Annotated in this window: 17 protein-coding genes and 3 pseudogenes; 7 read left to right on the top strand and 13 right to left on the bottom strand. The window is 59.7% G+C overall.

Going from position 1 to position 21,353, the window contains the following annotated elements; all coding sequences use genetic code 11:
• Window positions 1-63: 63 nt before the first annotated feature.
• From CIC12_RS21795 to CIC12_RS33905, 8 genes and pseudogenes are all read right to left on the bottom strand, one after another.
• On the bottom strand, window positions 64-984 hold the full coding sequence (locus tag CIC12_RS21795) for an ATP-grasp fold amidoligase family protein (RefSeq protein WP_238812801.1): 921 nt from the start codon (window positions 982-984) through the stop codon (window positions 64-66).
• Window positions 985-1,194: 210 nt separating this feature from the next.
• A complete protein-coding gene (locus CIC12_RS21800) occupies window positions 1,195-2,532 on the bottom strand; it encodes a tyrosinase family protein (protein ID WP_202984882.1) in 1,338 nt (445 codons plus the stop codon).
• A 615-nt stretch (window positions 2,533-3,147) separates the two neighbouring features.
• Window positions 3,148-3,330, bottom strand: a pseudogene (locus CIC12_RS33900) (transposase zinc-binding domain-containing protein); the annotation flags it as partial.
• A gap of 33 nt (window positions 3,331-3,363) precedes the next feature.
• Window positions 3,364-4,653 (bottom strand): hypothetical protein, encoded by a 1,290-nt coding sequence (locus tag CIC12_RS21810; protein WP_238812793.1) that lies wholly within the window; start codon window positions 4,651-4,653, stop codon window positions 3,364-3,366.
• 119 nt (window positions 4,654-4,772) lie between these two features.
• On the bottom strand, window positions 4,773-5,669 hold the full coding sequence (locus CIC12_RS21815) for a glycosyltransferase family 9 protein (RefSeq protein WP_238812795.1): 897 nt from the start codon (window positions 5,667-5,669) through the stop codon (window positions 4,773-4,775).
• A 50-nt stretch (window positions 5,670-5,719) separates the two neighbouring features.
• Window positions 5,720-6,676 carry a glycosyltransferase family 9 protein gene (locus CIC12_RS21820; protein ID WP_238812797.1) on the bottom strand — a complete coding sequence of 319 codons (957 nt, stop codon included), beginning with the start codon at window positions 6,674-6,676 and terminating at the stop codon, window positions 5,720-5,722.
• A 599-nt stretch (window positions 6,677-7,275) separates the two neighbouring features.
• Window positions 7,276-7,739: pseudogene (locus CIC12_RS21825) on the bottom strand (IS110 family transposase); the annotation flags it as partial.
• Window positions 7,740-8,459: 720 nt separating this feature from the next.
• Window positions 8,460-8,558 (bottom strand): annotated as a pseudogene (locus CIC12_RS33905) (AraC family transcriptional regulator); the annotation flags it as partial.
• 892 nt (window positions 8,559-9,450) lie between these two features.
• Here CIC12_RS33905 and CIC12_RS21835 point away from each other — a divergent pair.
• The 3 genes from CIC12_RS21835 (at window position 9,451) to CIC12_RS21845 (ending at window position 11,654) form a co-directional block, all read left to right on the top strand.
• Window positions 9,451-9,888: a PRC-barrel domain-containing protein gene (locus CIC12_RS21835; RefSeq protein WP_168666890.1), complete on the top strand. Its 438-nt coding sequence runs from the start codon at window positions 9,451-9,453 to the stop codon at window positions 9,886-9,888.
• A gap of 192 nt (window positions 9,889-10,080) precedes the next feature.
• Complete coding sequence (locus CIC12_RS21840) at window positions 10,081-11,316, top strand: NAD(P)/FAD-dependent oxidoreductase (RefSeq protein WP_168666892.1); 1,236 nt, start codon at window positions 10,081-10,083, stop codon at window positions 11,314-11,316.
• 65 nt (window positions 11,317-11,381) lie between these two features.
• A complete protein-coding gene (locus tag CIC12_RS21845) occupies window positions 11,382-11,654 on the top strand; it encodes a UBP-type zinc finger domain-containing protein (protein ID WP_168666894.1) in 273 nt (90 codons plus the stop codon).
• Window positions 11,655-11,736: 82 nt separating this feature from the next.
• On the opposite strand, the gene CIC12_RS21850 is transcribed toward CIC12_RS21845, so the two are convergent.
• From CIC12_RS21850 to CIC12_RS21860, 3 genes are all read right to left on the bottom strand, one after another.
• A complete protein-coding gene (locus tag CIC12_RS21850) occupies window positions 11,737-12,093 on the bottom strand; it encodes a host attachment protein (protein ID WP_168666896.1) in 357 nt (118 codons plus the stop codon).
• A gap of 87 nt (window positions 12,094-12,180) precedes the next feature.
• Window positions 12,181-13,392 (bottom strand): alkene reductase, encoded by a 1,212-nt coding sequence (locus tag CIC12_RS21855; RefSeq protein ID WP_168666898.1) that lies wholly within the window; start codon window positions 13,390-13,392, stop codon window positions 12,181-12,183.
• A 411-nt stretch (window positions 13,393-13,803) separates the two neighbouring features.
• Window positions 13,804-14,046 (bottom strand): hypothetical protein, encoded by a 243-nt coding sequence (locus tag CIC12_RS21860; RefSeq protein ID WP_168666900.1) that lies wholly within the window; start codon window positions 14,044-14,046, stop codon window positions 13,804-13,806.
• A 325-nt stretch (window positions 14,047-14,371) separates the two neighbouring features.
• Here CIC12_RS21860 and CIC12_RS21865 point away from each other — a divergent pair, with 325 nt between their 5' ends.
• Genes CIC12_RS21865 through CIC12_RS21875 form a run of 3 tightly spaced genes read left to right on the top strand, consistent with a single transcriptional unit; the run spans window position 14,372 to window position 16,964 of the window.
• Window positions 14,372-15,814, top strand: a complete 1,443-nt coding sequence (locus CIC12_RS21865; protein WP_168666902.1) for a cytochrome ubiquinol oxidase subunit I — start codon at window positions 14,372-14,374, stop codon at window positions 15,812-15,814.
• On the top strand, window positions 15,814-16,821 hold the full coding sequence (gene cydB, locus CIC12_RS21870) for a cytochrome d ubiquinol oxidase subunit II (protein WP_168666904.1): 1,008 nt from the start codon (window positions 15,814-15,816) through the stop codon (window positions 16,819-16,821). Before CIC12_RS21865 ends, cydB begins: the two co-directional genes overlap by 1 nt.
• Window positions 16,821-16,964 (top strand): DUF2474 domain-containing protein, encoded by a 144-nt coding sequence (locus tag CIC12_RS21875; RefSeq protein ID WP_168666906.1) that lies wholly within the window; start codon window positions 16,821-16,823, stop codon window positions 16,962-16,964. Before cydB ends, CIC12_RS21875 begins: the two co-directional genes overlap by 1 nt.
• A 424-nt stretch (window positions 16,965-17,388) precedes the next feature.
• Here CIC12_RS21875 and CIC12_RS21880 read toward each other — a convergent pair whose 3' ends face one another.
• Entirely contained in the window at window positions 17,389-18,591 is a 1,203-nt protein-coding gene (locus CIC12_RS21880; RefSeq protein WP_174772138.1) for an NHL domain-containing protein, read from the bottom strand.
• A 792-nt stretch (window positions 18,592-19,383) separates the two neighbouring features.
• Window positions 19,384-20,541: a porin gene (locus CIC12_RS21885; RefSeq protein ID WP_168666908.1), complete on the bottom strand. Its 1,158-nt coding sequence runs from the start codon at window positions 20,539-20,541 to the stop codon at window positions 19,384-19,386.
• Window positions 20,542-20,895: 354 nt separating this feature from the next.
• Here CIC12_RS21885 and CIC12_RS21890 point away from each other — a divergent pair, with 354 nt between their 5' ends.
• Window positions 20,896-21,204 (top strand): DUF4148 domain-containing protein, encoded by a 309-nt coding sequence (locus tag CIC12_RS21890; RefSeq protein WP_168666910.1) that lies wholly within the window; start codon window positions 20,896-20,898, stop codon window positions 21,202-21,204.
• Window positions 21,205-21,353 lie beyond the last annotated feature (149 nt).

The raw sequence follows: 21,353 nt of genomic DNA on the forward strand, positions 1-21,353 counted from the left end.
TTCGACACCGATTCCATCACCAGACTTGCGTGCGGCTTCCGCCGGACCATCGTTGGACCGACGTCATATCCTTGCGTCGAAAAGTCCGCCCCATTCGAAATCGACCTGATCAGGAAACATCGGAACGACGCCCGCGCCTGGTGTGAAAGTCAGTTCGCCAAAAAACAGCGCATTGTCCGGCGCATAGAGATCGACGCGCACGTAGTCGAAATCACGCGAGAGCTTGTCTGCTGCTCCGATGATCTCGGACAAATTAGACGGCGGCGGCTCCGGTGTCGCGCTGCGCGCATAGTCGCCGATTGTCACGTCGAGATAATTCCAGTCGACATCGTACACATTGCCGCGCGGAGACGGGCCGAAGCGGTCGGAAATTTTCACGATGTACATCACGGCACGCATGCCCTCCCGGCGGAAAACGTGCACCTTGTAATCGGCAGGCACTTGTCCCGAGCTATCGAGCAGCAGCTTTTCAAAGAACAGTCGTGGTTTGATTTCCTTGTAGTGGCGTTCCCGCGAGACATGATAGAACTCGGTAGCGAGCCATCGGTCGGCCAGGCATTTCAGCTGTTCGTAGTTCACTTTTGATTTGTCACGCACGATCTCGACGAACGTGCTGCCGTGATTTGCCTTCATGACAAACGATCGCGGCAGGAAATCAAAAACGTCGCGCGTAAATTCGTCCGGTGCCGAGATCAGTGGGATCAGATACGACGCGCCGAGCGTGCGCGCGACGTAGTCGCGCACAGCGACCTTGTCGGTCAAAGCAGCGTAGCGCGGATCAGGCCTCAGGCTCCGCAAGAGAATGTGTTCGTTGAACGTGCGCGGCCGTCGCAGGTTGGGATAGCGGCCCACCAGTTTCCGATGTAATAGCGAGAGAAAAAGCGGATCGGGCAATAGCGCCTTTATCTGCTCTTTCATGTGTCGGGCCGCACGTTTCGTTACTCCGTCAACAGCGCTTGCTGTTTCAGCTCCTCGCAACCGCATCGCGTCGTGGCGCGGATAGGCGAGAACATCATTCGAAGGTCGTAGCCTGCGGGACATTGGTGTGCCTCCATGTTCTCGAATGCGAACGAACGCCCGGGCTACGGCGTTGCATGCGCAGAACTCCCTGGTTTGTGCGTGAGTTACAAGGTGTCATGCGTCCGTCCACCGAATGTCGGACCGATGCATTCCCACTCATGCATGTGCGCGACATCAGTACGGTGTGTCCGTGGGCGCGCGGCTGCGCGCAGGCGACACGATGTACGCCGGTTCGGTGGACAGATGGACCCGGATCTCGCCAACGTTGATGACGGCGCCTTTAGGCGCATTCGGCCCGTCGATCCGTTCGAGCGTGACGTAGTAGTCGCGCGATCCGCCACTGCCCGCCTTCAGCAACGCGGCCGTGGCGGGATATTCGATCATGACCATGCCGTGATGTGCTGCGCCGGCGATTTCGAACGCGCCGAACGTCCCCAGAAGGTTTTGCTGGCGCGCGGTATCGCCGTCGAACTTCTCCGGGAGATTCAGATAGACGTTGTAGTAATAGCCGCCCGCTGCGCCCGCTTGCGTCAAGGAGATGTCGTCGAACACGATCCGTACTGAACGGTATCGCCCAGCTGCCGCTCCGTTGACGGACGCAGCCGAGGTACGCACGCCGCGTTCGGCGGCCGCGAGCGGCGCGGCGGTCGCGGAAAGCAACTGCTGAACAGGCGCCGTCGAAGCGGCCTCACCTGTGACACGCGCAGTCGTCGACTGTTCGCGGAGCGTGACGCCTTTCACGCCGCCGATCGAACGTACACCCGAGTCGATATCGCGCGCGGCCGTCGCGGCAAATGAGCCGGTCGCGGGACGACCGCGCGACGGGCCAATGCTGGCCTGCGCGCGAATGATACGCCCCGTTTGTGCCTGCGGGGGCATCGACGTCGGACGCGACGCTCTGTCATAGTCGTAGCCGAGGCGAGTGCGTGCCGAGTAGGTTTGCTCCTTGAGGATGGTGAGGCCCGTCGCGTAAGTGAACGTACCCGACCAGTATGGATCGCTCGGTACCGGCATTGTTCGACCGTCGGGGAGCGCCCATGCATGCCACAGACGGTCGACATTCGCATGATGCAAATAAAAGATCGGATCGCGCGGCGACTGCATCGTGGCCATCGAATTCCCGATGATGTTGTGTACGGGGTTGTGCGGCGCCGTCTCAAACTTCTCTTCGAAAGAGTTGACGGTGCCGCGCTGGAAATTCACCGTGGTCGACGCCCATGGTGAAAGATCGAGCGCGCTATACACATTGGTGTTCAGGCGCGGACAGTAAAGCGGATTGCCGCTCGCCCGATCCGTGAATTCAGCAGGAACATGCGGATTCGTGAACCAGTCCCAATACGGCAGCGTGAAGCCAACGTCGCCAGAAACGAGCCTGATTTGCCGTTCGAGGTAGTACAAATAACCGCGATGCCACCCCAAAAAATATGGCTGCTTGTGCGGGCAATAATTCGCGTGAACGTTGGTCCAGTATTGCCACGAATTCGGGTCAGCTGCATTGGTGTTCGCAAGCATGGTTCGAACGGCATTGAGAAACGACGGGTAATGCGGTGTCGTTTTGAACGTCTGCCATTCGACGCGTATGACGTTCGTTGTGGCAGCGCGTACGTGAAAAGGTAAGGTAGCCCACGTGATGGCTGATGCAGCCCCGCCTAGAAACGCTCTCCGATTGATTCGATATGACATGATTCCTTCTCCTGTTCTGGGGCGTTAGAGGCGTGCGTATCGTGATACGTGCATGGGAACGATGTTCCGGGCGCCTTTGTACCGCCGCTTCAGGTGAGAGCGTGACGCCGCCTCGGGTACATCGTGGCTCGACGCAAATTCCAGAATTGGGATCGAATTAACGAAGTACGTGCTGAACGGACTTGGACAGAAGCCTTTCGATGTCATCCTACTAGATAGACGCCGAATGCTTAAACGTCTTAACTTAGTGAATTGGCGACAGCGTGGCCGAAAGAGCTGACAACAGTCGCAGACAGGACGCGTGACCGCACTCTGATGCCGTGGCGCGACTGCGGCTTGGGATCTGCTTGGGCGTGGCTTAGCCCGAATGTGCATCTAGCCGGAACGTCCGCTTCTGGGTGGGATTCGGCCGCTTCCAGCGGTCGCGATTACGCCGATCCATGACGAGTTGTAGGCGAGGTCGATCTGCGCGCGGCCGGAACAGCGCAGCATGTGTGCCCCTAGCGCCGCGGTACGGCACTGTTCAATAGCTGACATGACCTGCAGCTGCCCCAAGCTCAGGCGTACCGTCTGCGACGACGGGGTTGAGGTGCACTCACACGCACAATGCCTGTCGCCCGGTTGCAAAGGTTACCGGCAGCAGCGGTTTGATCGCGCCCTTCATTCGTTGTCGACAGTACTGACGAAGCGCTTCGGCGAGCACATCTGGCGTAGCAATTCCGTCAGGCGCAGGAACGGCGAACGCCGCAGCCTCGCAAGTTGTTGCCTCGCTTCTCCTAAAGCCGTTCGCGTTGCTGTGAGTTCGCCTGCCAGCACGGTGTCAAACCCAGCACCATCGATCAGCGCGATATCCACGATACGTGTGGCCCGATGGAGGGGCACCTGCGTCTGCGGCCAGTTCGCCTGCGCACCGAAGGCCAATACCTGCGTGGCCTGTGCAAGTTTGCTCGCCCAAAACGAAAATGTATCGGGATGAATGGCACCACTACGCACCATCTCCTTTCCGAGATCCATGGCATCAAGGTGGATCTTTAATCCTTCCGACGCGCCGAATCCGCAGTGACGGTCGTCTCCACTCGCCTGACGCGCGGTTCCGAACGATGGCTCCAGCCCCGTAAAATCGGCTATCCAGCGTTCAGCGGCTTGCGTATAGGTGGGCGATCGGGCTGCGAGGTCGCAATCAAAGATCGCATGTGCGTGGGTTGCCGCATGCCGTAACGTTAGGAGCCAATGTACAAGAAATGCGCGGTACGCCGAGGCGGGGGCAATGGTCTTCACATATGGCTTGAAGAAATCCAGATATGCTCCGAATGTTTCTTCCCCATCCCTTCGAGATACCTCTGGCAGATCGATATGTAGCGCGTCGAGCGTCCGGTCTACCACCGGCGTATGCCTGTTCAATGCCAGAACGGCAAACGGGACAGCCACAAAATGTGGGTTTCCGTGCGTGGCGAGCAGATCCCAGCAGGACAGCCACTGAGAAATAGGGTTTTTCTCGACCACGATATGCACGGCGTCCGGGAAAGTACTGCGGAACCACTGAAGTCGCCCTAGCGATCGACAGAACTTGAAGACTGGCACGCCGCCACGCTCATGCGCGGCGCCTATCAGTTCGCGTAGATAGGCCTCAAGCCGGTCAGCGCCGTCTGGAGTTTGGCCCGTGAAGCAATCGATGGAAAAACGCTCCTCGTAGCCAGGGATGCCGCGTCCATCAGGTCCAAGCAGTTGAGCGAATTCTGCGAAATACGGTTTCTCCAGTTTCGGATGGCCCGAATGCCAGCTATCTGCCGTACTCGTAGCCAGCTTTGCCGAGTCGATTGTCGACAGCATTTCGTGCGACGGTTCGTAGTACGCGGTGACTTCACTGAGGTTGCGAAAACACGACCATAGCCATGTGCCCGCAGTTCTGTATCCGGCATGCAAAAAGACTGCTTTGGCTTCTGACATCATCGTGCGTAAAGTGGGTTGAATTCGGGTAATCGCTGGTGGACTTTCGCGCCAGCTGTGTCCGTGTCATAAGACTTGAGCAGCAACGGGGGGCCCCGCGGGTTCAGAACGACAAAGTCACCTTATAACTGACTTGAACCTTGTTTCGCTGAGTTGCAGTCATCTCGAACCAGACGCTGAAACGCTGACAATACACGCGCGCACGTGAGTGTTTGACGCCAGAATTTTTCCTTGAGTCGTGCGGTTGGAACCCATTGCCAAGGCAAAACGACTTTGACTGTTCCCCATGCCGGGCGCCAGCGTTCGGATACGCGACGCCGTCGAAACAGGCTGATGGTGGGAATACTGAGATTTGATGCAAGATGTCCGATGCCGGAGTCATTTCCGATAAACCAGCCGGATTCATATAACCAGCATGCCAGCTCGTGCGGGGTGCTAAATTCTGGAGCAGGGATGTCCCAACTTTCCAGTTCGCACCAGCGTCCGCGTTCGTGCGGTGCAATCACGAAGTGGACGTCGTAGCCGCGTTGACGCAAACTGCGGGCTAACTTCATGAATCGTCCCGACAGCCAGCGCTTGTCCTCGGTGCTGGCTTCGGGGTGAATCGCGACACGGCGAATGTATTGGCGATGTCGTAATGCTGGCGGCGGCGTGATCCCATTGTGTAAGCCGACATTCGATAGCCCGAGCTCATCACGGCAGAAGTCGGCAAAGCGTTCCGCCATACAACCTGAGCGGTCCACGAGGCACACCTTCTCCAGATCGAGGACACAAGGGTGGACTTCCGTCAGGCGCGGCATCGGCTGATGCCGATGCATTTGCAGAACAGTGTCGTACGGCGCTAGCAATGCCGTAGTTTCCGCCTGGTCCGGCAACGGTTGAATTGTGACATTGGGGAACCAATGCCGCAATTCATGAGCCTGGCGCCCGAACACCGTGACATCAATTCCGTTTCCTAGAAGATTTTGCGCGATGACCATCAACACCAAGGTGTCGCCAATTGCATTCGACATGACCATGGCGACGCGTCCCGGTCCGTCTCCGGGAATGCCGGGAAAGGATCGTGTATTCATGCGAAGTTGGCGCGTAGTTGCTCGAACGCCTGGGTCACTTTGCCGACGGACAGCAGGTATTTCCAGTAGCGCTCTTTCAGACGTCCGGTAGGCAGGTAAGCACCGCCGATCAACACCCGTCCGGTACCCCAGCCGGGACGCCACGTGCGCGCGATACCACGGCGCATGAACAACGAAAGAGTTGGAATTTGCAGACTTGATGCCAGGTGGCCGATTCCCGAATCGTTACCGATGAACCAACCGGACTCGAAAAGCCACGCGGCGACCTGATCAAGCGAAGAGAGATCAGGCAGAGTGATGCCGAAATGCTCGACGTGCTTCCAGTCCGCGCGCTCTTGCGGCGCGACCACAAACTGCGGGCTGAAACCCTGGCGGCGCAGTTCCACTGCCAGTCGAATGAAGCGTGATGCCAGCCAGCGTTTGTCCGCAGTGCTTGCGGTCGGATGGATGGCGACGCGAAGCGGATATTTGCGGTGTTGAAGTCCTGGCGGCGGCACGATGCCGTTACTCTTTTCTGTATTCGACAAACCGAGCTCGCCGCGACAGAACAGTGCGAGTCTATCTGCCATCGATTCTGAGGAACGGGCGCGACAGATATGGTCGAGCCGGATTACTCCCGGATGCAAGCGATCCAGCCCGTTAAACGGTCTGTTGCTGTGCATCTGAATGACCGTATCGAAGCCATGCAGTTTCTCCGCAAGATGCTCTTCGCCCAACTCGGCTTGAATATTGATATCTGGAAACCAATTGCGCAGAGCATGTGTATGTTGGCCAAACACGGTGGCCGCAATGCGGTTTTTCTGAAGGTTGTGCGCAATCGTCATCATCAACAGTGAGTCGCCAACTGCTGGTGAAAGAATCAGGGCTACACGAGATACTGGCCGGATTGCCTGCCGCATAGATGCATCCCATTGGCGCACTTCCAACAGTTGGCGAAGCGCTTGCCAAGTCATGAATGAGTACCGCTCGGTGAATTGGCCACAGTTTATATTTAGAACACGTTACTTGAATTACAACGGCCATTACCGAGGCTTACGCTTGCCGTGTTAAGTCTCGCCGTGACTGTGCTTTTGGCCGGTCTCTCTTTCGCAAGGACTCTGCCGATCACCTTGCCGAGGCTGCCAGTGCCGGTGGTTAGTCACCGGCGCACCGAGGCTTCGCAGGAAGGAGGTAAAGGTTTGGTCAGGATGAATCGCGCCCGGAATCGTGGAGGCCGGTGGGTTTAAGTTAGTGCAGGCACGCCAAAGGCATTTCTGAGTTGCCTGTAGTAGTTTTTATATGGACGTCTCCCATTTGAGCAAGCTCTCTGGTGCGTAGACGGACAGGATGGGTTGCAGCTGTATATCCGTACATTCGGCTTTTGATGTGCCTGCCATCAGCACGAGCCATCATGGAAGTTTGCGCGCTTGCTCCTCATCAGCCGCTTGGCTTCGTACCGCAGCGGCCGGATATATCAGGATCTGCAAGCGCCGGTCCGACCGGTTCGCCATGCTTGCCGCTTCTTGCGCAATCGTGAAGGGAGTGAGGGTGCGTCTGCGCGCTACAGGAAGCGCTATGCCAACTTGAAGCATTCATTGCTTGTCAATACTGCCCACGCTATTCGCGCCGTCCTGTTCGCGAGAGGGATTGCCGCGACGCTCACATGACGGCGCTGCATCACCGCCTTGATCCAGCGACTGTGCCGGTCATCGCGACGACCGGCGAAGCGCATCACCGCACGCGCTCCCTGTACCAGCAGCGTGCGAAGATAAGTGTCGCCATGTTTCGTGATGCCGCTCAGCTTGGACTTGCCACCGCTTGATCGCTGTTTTGGCGTGGGACCCAACCACGCTGCGAACTGACGTCCATTCTTGAACTGCAGCGGATCTCCGACGCCGCTGAACAATGCGGTCGCGACGAGTGGTCCGATGCCGGGAACTGTAGCAAGACGTTGCAGCTTTCGTTGCGTTTGAATATCTCGGCAATCTCGGACGCAAGATCGCCGATCCATCGCTGCAAGGCCGTCAACTGTTCGAGGTTTCACCAACCACTTCGCCGCTACTCACATCGTGCTCGTGCGGCGGAATTGCGCCGGCCGGAGAGCGGCCGAAGGCGTTTGCTGCGAACGCTATTCGGAAACGTTCAGCCGCTCGTTTTCGTCGGCTACTGTATCCACGAGGCCGCGCCGGCTTTGTCCGTTTGCACGAGAGGTCGAATGAATTGGGCGTGTAATAACACCACCTCGCGTCCGAGCGCGCGAATCTTGCGCCCCCACGAGTGCGCCCGGCAGGGATGGTGAAGTCCATTGCATCTCGACCCGTTCCAGCCATTGAAGATTCCAGAAAGCAGACTGCTGCTTATCTACTTTGCGGACCTCGTCGAGGAGCGGTGGGCCGAGGCGTTCCGTCAATGAAGTTTCGGTCGATCGGATTTGTAAGCATTGAAGAGAACGTTTGGAATAGGGAACCCGTAGCGCAGAAGACCGGGCCGATCTCTGCCTCGTGCAACCGGCATCCGAGATCGGAACCATTGGAAGGCTGCGATCGGCTTTACGCGACTATCTTAGGACCCCAACTTGCCGCGCAACATCAAATCGACGCACCGGCTCGTCTGGGGTTGCTCGGCTTTGGGGCGACACCGCGTAGGCGACATCGCCGTCAACACCTTCTGGAAGCCTGCGCGCACGGCCAAGTCGTTAAGCGGCAGTGTGCCTTCGGCGAGCATCGAACGGACGGATTCAAGCCGTTGGTTCGTCAGTTAGAAATGCGGTGAGCGGCCCGTCGCCTGTTTGAAAGCTCGCGCGAAATGCGAAGCGCTCATATGCAACAGCGTCGCCAGTTCATCCACTGATTGGCTCGGAGAGGTGTTCCTGGATGTACCGACGGATCGTCTTCAGCGTTCGTTGTGAGAGCGCCGTGCGATGAACCGGTGCACCCACGCGACGCCCATAGGGGCACACCAGGTGAAGCGCAATGACATCGGCAAAAGCATCAAGACAGCTCAGGTCAGGGATCCGCTAACGACAAAGCGGTGCGAGTGTGTCCGCGAGTTCGCATAAAAACGGATCACAGGCTGAGAACCAATGTGGCACGTCCCGCTGAGCCGTGCCGAAAGCTTTGCGCGAAGCAGCCCTGACGGTGCGCAAGGCGAGCGCGATCGTGAGACCATGCGTCTCGAAGCCGGGACTGAACGTGACGCGGGCTTGGGTTGGGACAACCGCGATAAACGGTGCGCGGACGCTGAGACTTCGGTCGCCCTGCGATACACCGCGCGAGCCGGCGCGCTCGTGACGCGGCGTAGTGGCCGTCATGTCAGCCTGGTTTCCTGCGAATAGTGTTGCTGCGAATTCTTGATGACAGGTCAAGGATACCGTTGGATAAAACCGCGGCGTCTCACCGCGCAAGAATTGCTCGGTATGTCGGTATGGGAACGAGCTTGCCTATACCGGTTTTTTATCACGCGCCGCGCCGAGCCGACCTAAGCTGCAACTAGTACTGGCAGTGATCACGCGCCAGGTTCAAGGCTCGATCGCACTGACAAGGTGCGCTCGCTGCGCCTTTGCGTGCTCTATCCGCCGCATGGCCTCGCGGCCGGAAGCCTCGTCGAAGATGTAGAAGCGTTCAGCGCTCGAGCATCGATGTGTCCGGATGTTGTTTGTGCGCTGACGCTTTCGCTGTTGCATGCGCAATGGCGTCGATACTGATACCGCGCACGCGCCAGCAATCTCTTCTATATCAAAGGGAAGATCATGAAATCGAATCTGGTTGCATGGCTGGTCGCATCATCGCTCGGTCTTGCTTCGATGGAGACGCACGCCCAGGTCGCCGGTGCACAGCCGCTCGGCATTAGCGTCGAGGAATCGCAAGCGATAGTGGCGGGCTGGAGTATCAGAAAGTCGATCATGGACAAGCCCGTGGTCAACGAGAAGGGCGAGCGGGTCGGCGTCATTCACGACATCATCGTGGCGCCTGACCGCTCCGTGTCGTTCGCGATCATCGCGGCGAACCAGTTTCTGGGCGTATCACATCACGATGTCGCCATCCCCGTCGAGCAACTCGATTTTGCCGATGGCAAACTGGTGCTGGCCGGTGCAACGAAGGCTGCAATCAAGGCGCTGCCGGCATTTCAATATGCGAAGGTAAGCGCTACACCGAAAGCCCGAGCGAATTTCGAAGGCCATCACTGACGCTCGCCGGTCGCCGAGTCGCTTCGCGCGGGGGCCACAGTTTCCTCTGATAAAAACGCATCCCTGGAGCAATCGCGCGCACGGCAGAAATAGGGAAAACAACGACAGGACCGCTGGATACGATCATCCCGTGGTAGTCCACGGTAGAGGTTCGTCGTTTTTTTCACAGTTAACACAGGAAGGCGCACGCACATGGTCAAGATATACGGACGCAGATGCACGCCAGCAGGTTACGCAATCCGCGACTTCCTTCATCGCAGCGACATTCCGTTCGAATGGATGGAACTGACGAGCGATGCCGAAGCCGCGTCTCTTGCGAAGGTCCAGCATCTGTCCGATCCCCGTTTGCCGATCTGCGTCTTTCACGATGGGACGCGGCTTGAATGCCCAACCATCCGGCAAATCACGGAAAAGCTTGGCTGGTTCAAGAGCCCGTCCCGAGCCGAATACGACCTCGCAATTTACGGTGCGGGGCCCGCCGGGCTGAGCGCCGCGGTATATGGCGCATCGGAAGGACTTGGCACCGTACTCGTGGAGCGCTGGACGCTCGGCGGACAGGCCGGGAGCAGCTCGAAGATCGAAAACTACCTGGGCTTTCCCGATGGAATCGGTGGCTGGGAACTGGCCGAACGGGCGCGCGATCAGGCGATCAAGTTCGGCGCGGAAATTCTGCTCGCGCGAGCCGGAACACGCGCCGAATTTCCACCCGGTAAAGGCGTGGTTTATCTCGAGGACGGTACGCGCATCACCGCGCGCACGTCAATCTGCGCAACCGGCGTCGCGTACCGCAACCTCGGCCTGCCTGGCGAAGAGCGCTTCTTCGGCGCCGGAGTCTATTACGGCGCAGGGGCGAGCGAAGCGACACTCCTGCATGGAGAAGACGTGTACGTTGTTGGCGGCGGCAACTCGGCGGGGCAAGCGGCAATGTACTTCACGCAATCCGCGAGAAGCGTGTACGTCGTCGTACGCGGTCGGTCGCTGAAAAGCACGCTGTCGAAATATCTGCTGGATCGCGTCCTGTCGTCGCCGAAGATCGAGGTGAAAACGTGCACCGAAGTGGTCGCGCTCGAGGGGGATCAGACGCTGCAGGAGATCACGCTGTCCGACGTCCGCACCGGGCAGCGGCAAAGCGCGAAGACACACTGGCTCTTCGTCTGTATCGGAGGCCGGCCGCAGACGGAGTGGGCCGAGGACGTCGGCATCGTGCGCGACGAAGGAGGCTACCTCGTGACCGGCCCCGACCTGCGCGATTTTCCATGTGACAGGCGCTGGCCTCTCGAACGCGCCCCACTCCACCTCGAAACCAGCATGCCGGGCGTGTTCGCCGCGGGCGACGTACGCCACGCGTCGATCAAGCGCGTGGCATCAGCGGTAGGCGAAGGCGCAATGGCCGTTGCGCTCGTCCATCGGTATCTGAACAGCAGTTGAAAGTCGCCTGGCGGCGCGCGGGGGCGTTTCAGGATCGACGCTCGCACAGCGAAGGGAGGTATCAAATGTCCGGGAACTGCACCCACCTGTATCAGGCTCGCGTGCTGCAGACCGACAAGACGTATTGCGAAGACTGCATGAAACGCGGCGATTCGTGGGTTCATTTGCGGCTTTGCCTCACGTGCGGATATGTCGGCTGTTGCGATTCCTCGCCTAACCGCCATGCGAGCGGACACTACCTGGCCACAGGCCATCCGCTCGTGCGTTCAATCGAACCGGGCGAGAACTGGATCTGGTGCTATCGCGACGAAGTCATGGCGGGCGTCGTTCAGGCGTAACGCGCAGCGACAGACCGCGGGCGCCACACCTGGCGTGTCCATCGCTCGCTCGAACGAGTTGGCTGCATCGGGCAGGTCTCACTCAAAGACTCTGCAGATGCACCTGGATTTCGCGCGCGTCGAGGGCCGAGAGATCTTCGTTGATCTCATCGAAAATCATTTGATGCGTCTGCCCGCTCAGACGCTCGCGCAGCATCCCGAGAAACTTGGGCTCCACGGCCAATCGCAATCGCTCATACCGCTGATGGACCCGGCCCTGTTCGAGATAGTCGGCGACGGTCTTCGCGAATTTTTCGCGATCGTTCTCGCTCAGCGCCGATCCATTCGGGACGATGTTGACGAGGTCTTCGATTTCCCGCAAATCCAGTTTGAGTCCCGGAGTCTCGAAGATTCGTGCGCGGCTGCCGTCGGCAACGACAACCCAGGTAGTGACAGCCATGGTGCGCCTCTCAGCGTGATCGGCCGCTGGCTCGGCGGACATCGCAATCGTCGAGTGACACGAGCGAGCCCGCCGCTCAACGACAGTCTATCTCCAACGTCCATCGATGACGGACCTTGGCGTGTCTCCGCGCTCCTGCGCAAGCGACGGATAGTCGGTATATCCGCGTTCGCCGCCTCCATAAAACGTGGACGGATCCGGCGCATTGAGCGGTGCGCGCGACCGGAAGCGTTCCGGCAGGTCGGGATTGGCGATGAACAAGCGTCCGAACGCGATCAGGTCCGCTTTGCCGTCTTCGAGCCAGCTTTCCGCACTGCTGCCATCGAACCCGCCAGCGACCATCAGGACACCACGATAAGTGCGGCGTATCATCGCGTTCATGCGTGTCGCGCGCTCCGCGAAAGCGACATCGTCAGCGGTCGCCGCCAGCGCGGGATTGACGATGTGCAAATAAGCGAGCCCGTATCCAGAGAGCTTCTCGATGACGTAAGAGAAGGTTTCCTCGGGATAGTCGTCATGCATGTCGTTGAAGGTGCCAAGAGGTGAGAGCCGTACGCCGACCTTTTCCGGGCCCCACACTTCGCAAACCGCTTCGATGACCTCGAACAGCAGCCTGGCCCGGCGCTCGCTCGAACCGCCGTAGGTGTCCGTGCGGCGGTTCGTGCCGGACAACAGAAACTGGTCGAGCAGATATCCATTCGCTCCGTGCACTTCGACGCCGTCCATACCGGCAGCCTTGGCGTTGCGGGCACCCCTGAAGTACTGGCGCACGAGATACGGCATCTCTTCGACCTGCAGCGCGCGTGGCGTGACGCAGGGCGCGAGGACCCCTTCGCCGCGCTCGTTCTCGATGAACGCCTCCGCTTGCGGCCGGACTGCGGACGGCGCAACAGGGAGCATTTCATCGGGCTGCAAGGAGGGGTGCGATATGCGCCCGACGTGCCAGAGCTGCATGAACATCAACCCGCCTGCCTCGTGCACGGCGTCCGCCACGAGCCGCCACCCTTCGATCTGCTCGCGACTATGAATCCCGGGCGTCCACGCATAGCCCTGCCCTTGCATCGAGACCTGGGTCGCCTCGCTGATGACGAGCGCGGCCGATGCGCGCTGCGCGTAATAGCAGGCGTTGAGCTGAGATGGTATGTTGCCTGGGCGGCTCGCGCGCGAGCGCGTCAGCGGCGCCATCACGACACGATGACGCAGGTCGTACGGTCCGACCTTGACGGGTTCGAAGAGCTTGCGCAGCGGGATCGGCTCGTGTTGCCCGGTTTGCGCGGGCGCGATTTCCGTATCTGGCATAAATTCACTCCTTGCGTTTTTGACTCAGCCCGGACAGTGTTGCCATAGACGCTTCGAGGCATCGGCGCCAGATCAGATCGCCACAACCTCGCTCTCAGCGCAGTCTAGCCATGGCCGGCTCGCGTTTCTTTCCGGTTTCTGCTCAGATATGTCGCGATCCTGCGGTTACCCACCCCATCGCGCGACTGGGGACGGACCGCACCGGTATAGAGACCTGGACCCAAGTGACATCCAGATTCCGCACGAAACAGTGGGTGACTGCTGTTGTCGCATGCGATCAGCCAAAATGGACCTGAGCAGTTTTTATCCGCAGATCAGGCGTCATCTCGTAGCCCGATGACGAACCACCCGGGTCTGCATCAGTTGTCCCTGAACCTGTGTAAATGGCCGTGTTGGTCGAACGTTGCGGCGTCAGTCCGGCAGAACGAACTCGGTGCGCATGTCTTCGACGATTCGTCGGACCTCGCGGGTAAAGTCGGTGCCCTCCTTGTTGAGCGGCACCATATTCCAGTTCCTGCCGGCGGCGTCGGGCGGGTGCCGCTCGGGCAGCGGTATGCGCACACGCAATGCTTCCGGCAAGTCCGCACTGATTTTTGCCACGCGGCTTTCTGTTTCATCACGAATCTGTTCGGCAGAGCAAACGGTCTTCGGCATGGGAGCTCTCCATCGCGACGGCCGCCTGGCTTTGTGTTCAAGCGCCAACGGCCAGCTCTTTCAGTCTAGTTCGTATTGTCGGGATGTTTGCGCCGAATGCTTGCCCCGTTGCGCACGATTTCCTCGCCTTCAGCTACCATGTCGCGCAGTTCTTCTATCATGTCTACTGTGGTTTGCAGGATTATCGTCGACGAGTCGGCATTTGCCCCCGACGTCGCGCTGGCCGTCGAGGCCAACCGTGCGCTCGGCCAGGTGCTAGCGAAGATACGACGACTCCGTTTGCGAAAATCGCTGACTATTCGGTCATGTTGAAGGAGCAAAACGCATGTTCGGCCTGACGGTGCTCGACCTCGCCCGTTTTCAGTTTGGGTTCACGATATCCTTTCACATCCTGTTCCCTGCCATTACGATCGGCATGGCCAGCTATCTGGCCGTCCTTGAAGCGTGCTGGCTGCGCACCCGCCAGAACGTCTATCGCGATCTCTATCACTTTTGGCTGAAAATCTTCGCTGTCAATTTCGGCATGGGCGTCGTGTCGGGGATCGTGATGGCCTACCAGTTCGGCACTAACTGGTCTCGTTTCGCGCAGTTTGCCGGGGGCGTGACTGGGCCTTTGCTGACCTATGAAGTGCTCACCGCGTTCTTCCTTGAAGCGGGCTTTCTCGGCGTCATGCTGTTTGGATGGAACAAGGTTGGCCCCGCGCTCCACTTCCTGGCAACTCTGCTGGTCGCGATCGGTACGCTGATCTCGGCGACGTGGATACTCGCGTCCAATAGCTGGATGCAGACGCCACAGGGATACGAGATCGTCAACGGTCGCATCGTGCCGGTGCGCTGGCTCGAAGTCATCTTCAATCCGTCGTTTCCGTACCGCCTCGTTCACATGAGTCTGGCGGCGTTTCTCGCGACCGCCCTCTTCGTGGCCGGGTCGGCGGCATGGCATCTGCTGCATGGCAATGACAACGCTGCGATCCGCAAAATGCTGTCGATGGCGATGTGGATGGTGCTGGTGGTGGCGCCAATCCAGGCGGTCGTCGGCGATGCGCACGGCCTGAACACGCTGGAGCATCAGCCCGCAAAGATTGCCGCGATGGAGGGACATTGGGAGAATCATGGCAATGAAGCGGTGCCGTTGATTCTATTCGGCTGGCCTGACATGCAGCGAGAACAGACACGCTTCGCCGTCGAGATTCCTCACCTGGGCAGTCTGATTCTCACGCACAGCTGGACCAGGCAGTTCAAAGGCCTCAAGGATTTTGCTCCCGAGGATCGGCCCAATTCGACGATCATCTTCTGGACGTTCCGCGCCATGGTGGGACTGGGCACGCTGATGATCATGCTCGGTCTGTGGAGCCTGCTGCTGCGCCGTCGCGAGCGGCTGCACCGTACTCGCCCGTTCCTGCGCGCAACACTGCTCATGGGTCCGATGGGCCTGGTCGCGCTTCTTGCCGGCTGGCTGACAACGGAAATTGGCAGGCAGCCGTGGGTCGTCTACGGCCTGCAACGCACCGCCGAAGCGACCTCGCCAGGCGGCATGCCGCAACTAGCGCTATCGGCCGCGTTATTCGTCGTGTCGTATTTCTTCGTGTTCGGCGTTGGCATCGCCTACATTCTGCGCCTTGTGCGAAAGGGACCGTCGCAGTACCTCGAAGAAGGGCTACCGTCAGGCGGCCCGGGGCAGGAGCGTACGCCGGCACGACCGCTGTCGGCTGTCGGCGACGAGTCAGCAGGTACCACGCTGCGTGAAAATTCAAGGAGCCGGCGATAATGGGCATCGACATCTCGCTGATCTGGGCCGCGATCATTTTTTTGGGCGTGATGATGTACGTCATCATGGACGGCTTCGATCTGGGCATCGGGCTGCTCTTTGTGTTTATCTCGCCGCGCGCCGAACGCGACGTGATGATGAACACCGTCGCGCCGGTGTGGGACGGCAACGAAACATGGCTGGTGCTGGGCGGCGCAGGCTTGCTAGCTGCATTCCCTACAGCGTATTCGATCCTGCTCAGCGCGCTGTACCTGCCGTTGATATTCATGCTGCTCGGGCTCATTTTCCGCGGGGTCGCTTTCGAGTTTCGTTTCAAGGCGACCGACCGGGAGCGCCCCATGTGGGATGCCGCGTTCATCGGGGGCTCGCTTGTCGCGTCGTTCTTCCAGGGCGTATCGCTCGGCGCGTACATCGACGGCGTGCGTGTCAGCGGCGACGCGTTCGCCGGCGGCCCACTCGACTGGCTGCGGCCGTTTCCGGTGTTCTGCGGTATCGGCGTGCTTGCCGCGTACGCGCTGCTCGGCGCGACGTGGCTTGTCATGAAGACGGACGGCAAACTGCAGCAGGCTATGATCCATCTCGCGGGACGGCTCGTCTGGATGTTGCTCGTCGCGATCGTCGTCGTCAGCATCTGGACGCCGCTCTCGCAACCGCACATCGCTCAGCGGTGGTTCACGCTGCCCAATCTGCTCTGGTTCTGTCCAGTGCCGCTACTCGTTGCCCTGTGCGTGTATGCGCTGCGACGTTCGCTGCGACACGAACCTGACATGGGACCGTTTCTCTATGCACTGGCGTTGATCTTTCTCGGCTACAGCGGTCTGGCGATCAGTATCTGGCCGAACATCGTGCCGCCGGGCATCTCGATCTGGGACGCAGCTGGGCCGTTGCAAAGTCAGATGTTTACGCTGGTCGGCGCACTGTTCATCATTCCATTCATCCTTGTCTATACCACGTGGTCGTACTATGTGTTTCGCGGCAAGGTGCGACCGGGCGAGCACTATCATTGATGACAAGACAACACGGCGCATTGCGTGTCTGGAGCAAGCGCGTTGCGTGGCTCATCGCAATCTGGGCGGCGAGCGTCGCCGCGCTCGGTATCGTCGCGAGCGTGCTGCACATCGCAATGCACGCGACAGGACTGAGCCACTGAATCGCCAGCGCACCGCGCGACGTCTGAGCTGCCGCGCATGCCCGCTGTCAATGCCCTGGGCTACGATGGGTCCGTACCAGCGAGGCATTACCGCTCAAGCCAGCAATATCGCTGCTGATGATGCGCTTTTCGACGGGCGCATGCCGACCGTGAGTCCAGGGATTTCATGTTGAACGGCCGCTGTTGGGCAACGACCGACCGTGGGTGCGCCGGCGGTGAAAGTCCCTTCCTGGCCGACTCCCGGAATCGAGCGGCTCCGTGTCGGTCAGTTGCAATGCGTGGCCGACTTTCCGTAGCCGACGGCAGGCAGGCCTCCAACTTGCAAAACCGCGATGGCCGCCAGCGGAATCACGACGGACATTTCATCGTCGTAGCGTGCGGCAGGCAGCCGTCAAAACAGCTCCCAAAGGCGTCGCACGGACCCTCAATCGTCGCGACCATCGTCTCGATCGTCGTCGAGGTGGTAACGTCGGTCGTCCCGACAATCCCAGCGGTGATGGCCAGGAAGTCCATCAATCTTGCGGATCCGAACGCCATCGGCGACATACAGAGCACCGTCACGCCCGAACGCAAGCCCTGCTGGCTGCATCAGCATTGCCTGAACGGCCAGACCTCCGTCACCGGCGTATCCCGCCGTACCTGTCCCAGCGATCGTCTCGATGACTCCTGTCTCCCTGTCCACCTGCCGAACGCGGTAATTGGCGCTATCGCTAATGGTCAGGTTACCTGCGCAATCGGCCGCAATATGCGAGGGATAGTTGAGGAGCGCCTGCGTCGCAGGCTGGCCGTCGCCGTTGTAGCCCGCCTGAAAAGCAACGCCCGTCGTGCCGGGATAGACACCCGCCACGGTCGTGAACGTCTGACGCCGTGTGTCCAATTCCCGAACGGTGCTTAGAACAGAGTCGGCAAAGAACATGTCATTCTGCCGGTTGAACGCCGTAGTGATGTAATACAGGAAGCCGGCTGCCACCGCTGGCCCGCTGGCCGGACCCGCTCCATTTATGCCGCCGCCCACTACAGTCGTGATGATGCCGGTGCGACGATCGACGCGGCGAATGCGGTCGTTGCCAGAATCGCTGATGACTAGGTTCCCGTGGCGATCGAAGGCGATGTCCGTCGCGTTGATCAATGCACCACTTGCCGGCCCGCCATCCCCGGAAAATCCGCGTTCACTCCCGCCGACTACCGTGTGCATCGTTAGCGTCTGACGATCGACGCGCCAGATCCGGCTGGTCGATCCATAATCGGCGATATAGACATCGCCATGCGGTCCCACTGCGACCCCTGTCGGATAGCCGAGATTTGTCGCTGTCGCCTTCAATCCTTCGCCGTTATAGGCGGTTAGACCGGTACCCGCGTAGGTCGTGATGATGCCTGTCGCGTGATCGATGCGCCGGACCACGTGGTTCACGGGCTCGGCGATAAAAAGGTTTCCGTCGTGGTCGAGAGAAAGTCCATCGGGAGCGAGGAGCGCTGACGTCGCCAACCCTCCGTCACCGGCATACCCTTGCACTCCGGTACCGGCCACCGTGACTATTGTTTGTGATTGAGCCGCTGCCGCAAGAGGCACGACCACAAGAATGATCCGGGCAGACTTGAAAAGGCGCGCGCAAACGGAGCGTTTCATCGCTGAACTCCCGAAGTTATCCCGCTCAAACGGCTCTCACGACATCATCGAAGCTATGTTGAGTGTGACCCGTTTTCCGCGAGGCGTTCACCATCTACTGAGCAAGCTGCCAGCGCAGCACCGAATGCGAGATTTCGGCGAGCATGTGTCATATCCCGTTAGGCCCAAAGTCATACGTGGGACCAAAGCGGATGGATTTGCTCATCTGCGCGGAGGTCAGGTTTTAGCAAACGACTGCTCAACACTGCCGTAAAGATTCACCACCGCTAACGCCGCAGCGGCTGTATTGGTCGCGCAGACCGCACCCGTCGCACGACCCGGTGATCGCCTGTGCGTTTTGACCGCCGAGCCCGCCGGCATATCCAGCAGCCCCCGCCACGTGCCCGTTGCGAGAGACTGGCTGATTGCTTCCGCGTTGAAGCCAACGAGCCCACCTACGGAGCCGACCCGCAGAGCCGGCGGAAAGGCGCTGCTCGCAGCGTGTGAAGAATAGCTGTTGAAGTCGCGGACGCATGCCGAAACCTCTGCGTTTTCCGCCTTCCTATCGTACCGTTGTGTCCGCTTACCGTGTGGCGGCACGCGTGACGCGCATGCCGCTTCTATTGTGTTGCATCCACCGGTTAAGTCCGCAACCCATTGCCGAACTTCGGACGATGCTGGGCGAATGTCTGCTTCACAACCCGGAACCCGGTCGAGGTCGTCTGCGGGTAAGCGGCCATCACCGTTTCTTTTCGCGACTCGTCGTCGATTGCGACGGCTGATCGATTGAGCCCGGAAGGATGCCGGATTGCATTAGAAACGCGTACGCATTCCGAGTGTGCCGACGACCTGATTCGCAGTGGACGACGCAGCCCCCGCGGTCTTTATGAACGCAACGTAGTTTTTGCCCGTGACGTGTTGATACATCGCTTCGGCGTAGACGTCGGTTCGCTTCGAAAATGAGTACACGGTCTGGAGATCCAGTTGGTTCCACTTCGGATCGGCACCGTAAGTGCGAGCGTTGTCCACGTGACCTTTCGTGTAGGTGTACGCGAGGGCGACACTAACGCCTGATGTCAGCATGTACTTGCCGTTCACCTCGAAGTTGTGGAATGAAACATTCCCGCCACTCGATCCAAACGAGCCCGAACCGTCGAGCTGGCTATGCGTGTAAACGAAGCCGACCACAGCCGGTCCGAGTCGGTAGTTCAAACCGCCGCCGAACGTACGCTGTCGTTCCGCGCCAAGCGAGAAGCCGCCCTGGCCGTTGAGGGAGGATTCCTTGACATCGATCGCCCCGGCGCCGCTCCCCGTGCCACTCCTGGAACCGTCGATCTGCAGGTAGGCGAGTCCCGCACCGAACGGCCCATACGTGTAGCTCGCACCGCCGCTCCATGCGCGGTTCGCGGAGAACGCAGCGCCGTTGGAGAACGCGTACATGGCATTGAACAGCAAGCCGCCATAGTCGTTGCTCGCATACTTCGCGGCGTTGCTGATTCGCACCGAGTGGTTCAGATTGTCGTTGTCGAACGGGTGCGAGAAGCCGGCGGAGCCGGACTTACCTGAAACGGCGGACAACGGCGTAACAGAATCGGTCATCGAATCGTATTGGCGCCCAAGAGTGAGCGTGCCAAAGCGGCCGTCGTTCAGGCCGACGTATGCCTGCCGGCCAAACAGTCTGCCGTTCTGACCAGATTTGCCGGTCTCCACATTGAAGCCGCTTTCGAGAACAAAGATGGCTTTTACTCCGCCGCCAAGGTCTTCCGCGCCGCGCAAGCCGAAGCGGCTTCCATTGACCGTGCCGCTAGTGGCCTGCCACAACGCGCCGTGCGCAGTTCGGCTTGCGGCATTGTTGGTGTACATGACGCCTGCGTCGATCAATCCGTACAGCGTGACCGAGCTCTGCGCCTGGGCCTCCGACGCAACGAGCGCGGCGATCCACGTGCCCGTTACGATGAGGGGCTTCTTCATGTCAACTCCGATCGGATGGTTATAGTGGGAGAGTCGACGGAGTGTAGAAATGCGAGGCGGCGAGATTAATGCGGTGTGACAGAGAAGTCTGTTGCAGCTTTAAGAACAAAGAGCCTCTTTTGAAATGCACTGTCGGCGACCTGTGTGCCGCTCAAAAGCATTGACGCTTTGCGCCGAGCCCAACCGCGTTGCACATTCGTCGCCCGGCCATGCGCGCCGTTTCTCCACATTCGGGAACACTCCTCTCCAGGTGCGACGCTTATTCTCAAGCGCCGGTCTCCCTAGACTGTTCTCACTGATCGACGAACAGGGCTGTTCGTAGCAGAACAAAGCAGGGTCTGGGAGGTAGTTATCATGAAGTCGCTTATTCAAGCCGTCGTCTTTGCCGCCGCTGTTGCAGCGCCGGTTGCCGTGTTCGCTCAGGCGAATCAGGCTCTCACCCGCGCCCAGGTGCGCGCTGAACTTATCGAACTCGAAAAGGCCGGCTATAACCCGGCGCGGGGCGAGGATCCGACCTACCCGGCGGAGATTCAGGCTGCCGAGGCCAAGGTAGCGGCACAGCATGCTGCAACCGGTTTCGGCGGCGCTGTCGGCGGGTCGTCGGATGCCGGACGACCGGCGGTGTCGAAGTCGGATTGGAACGCGATGTACAACCATCCGTGACAGATGACGCTGCTGCGGCGTGGGCGGCGAAGATCGAAGCCGATCATCCGCCGCTTGCGGAAAAGCTGCGGCGGCCGAGTCCGCACTGGATGCTGCAAGAACAACGCCGATCTCGAGTATCGGCTCGAACCGTCGCGACAGTGGGAATG

The organism is Paraburkholderia sp. SG-MS1 (assembly GCF_012275575.1).
Classification (GTDB): domain Bacteria; phylum Pseudomonadota; class Gammaproteobacteria; order Burkholderiales; family Burkholderiaceae; genus Paraburkholderia.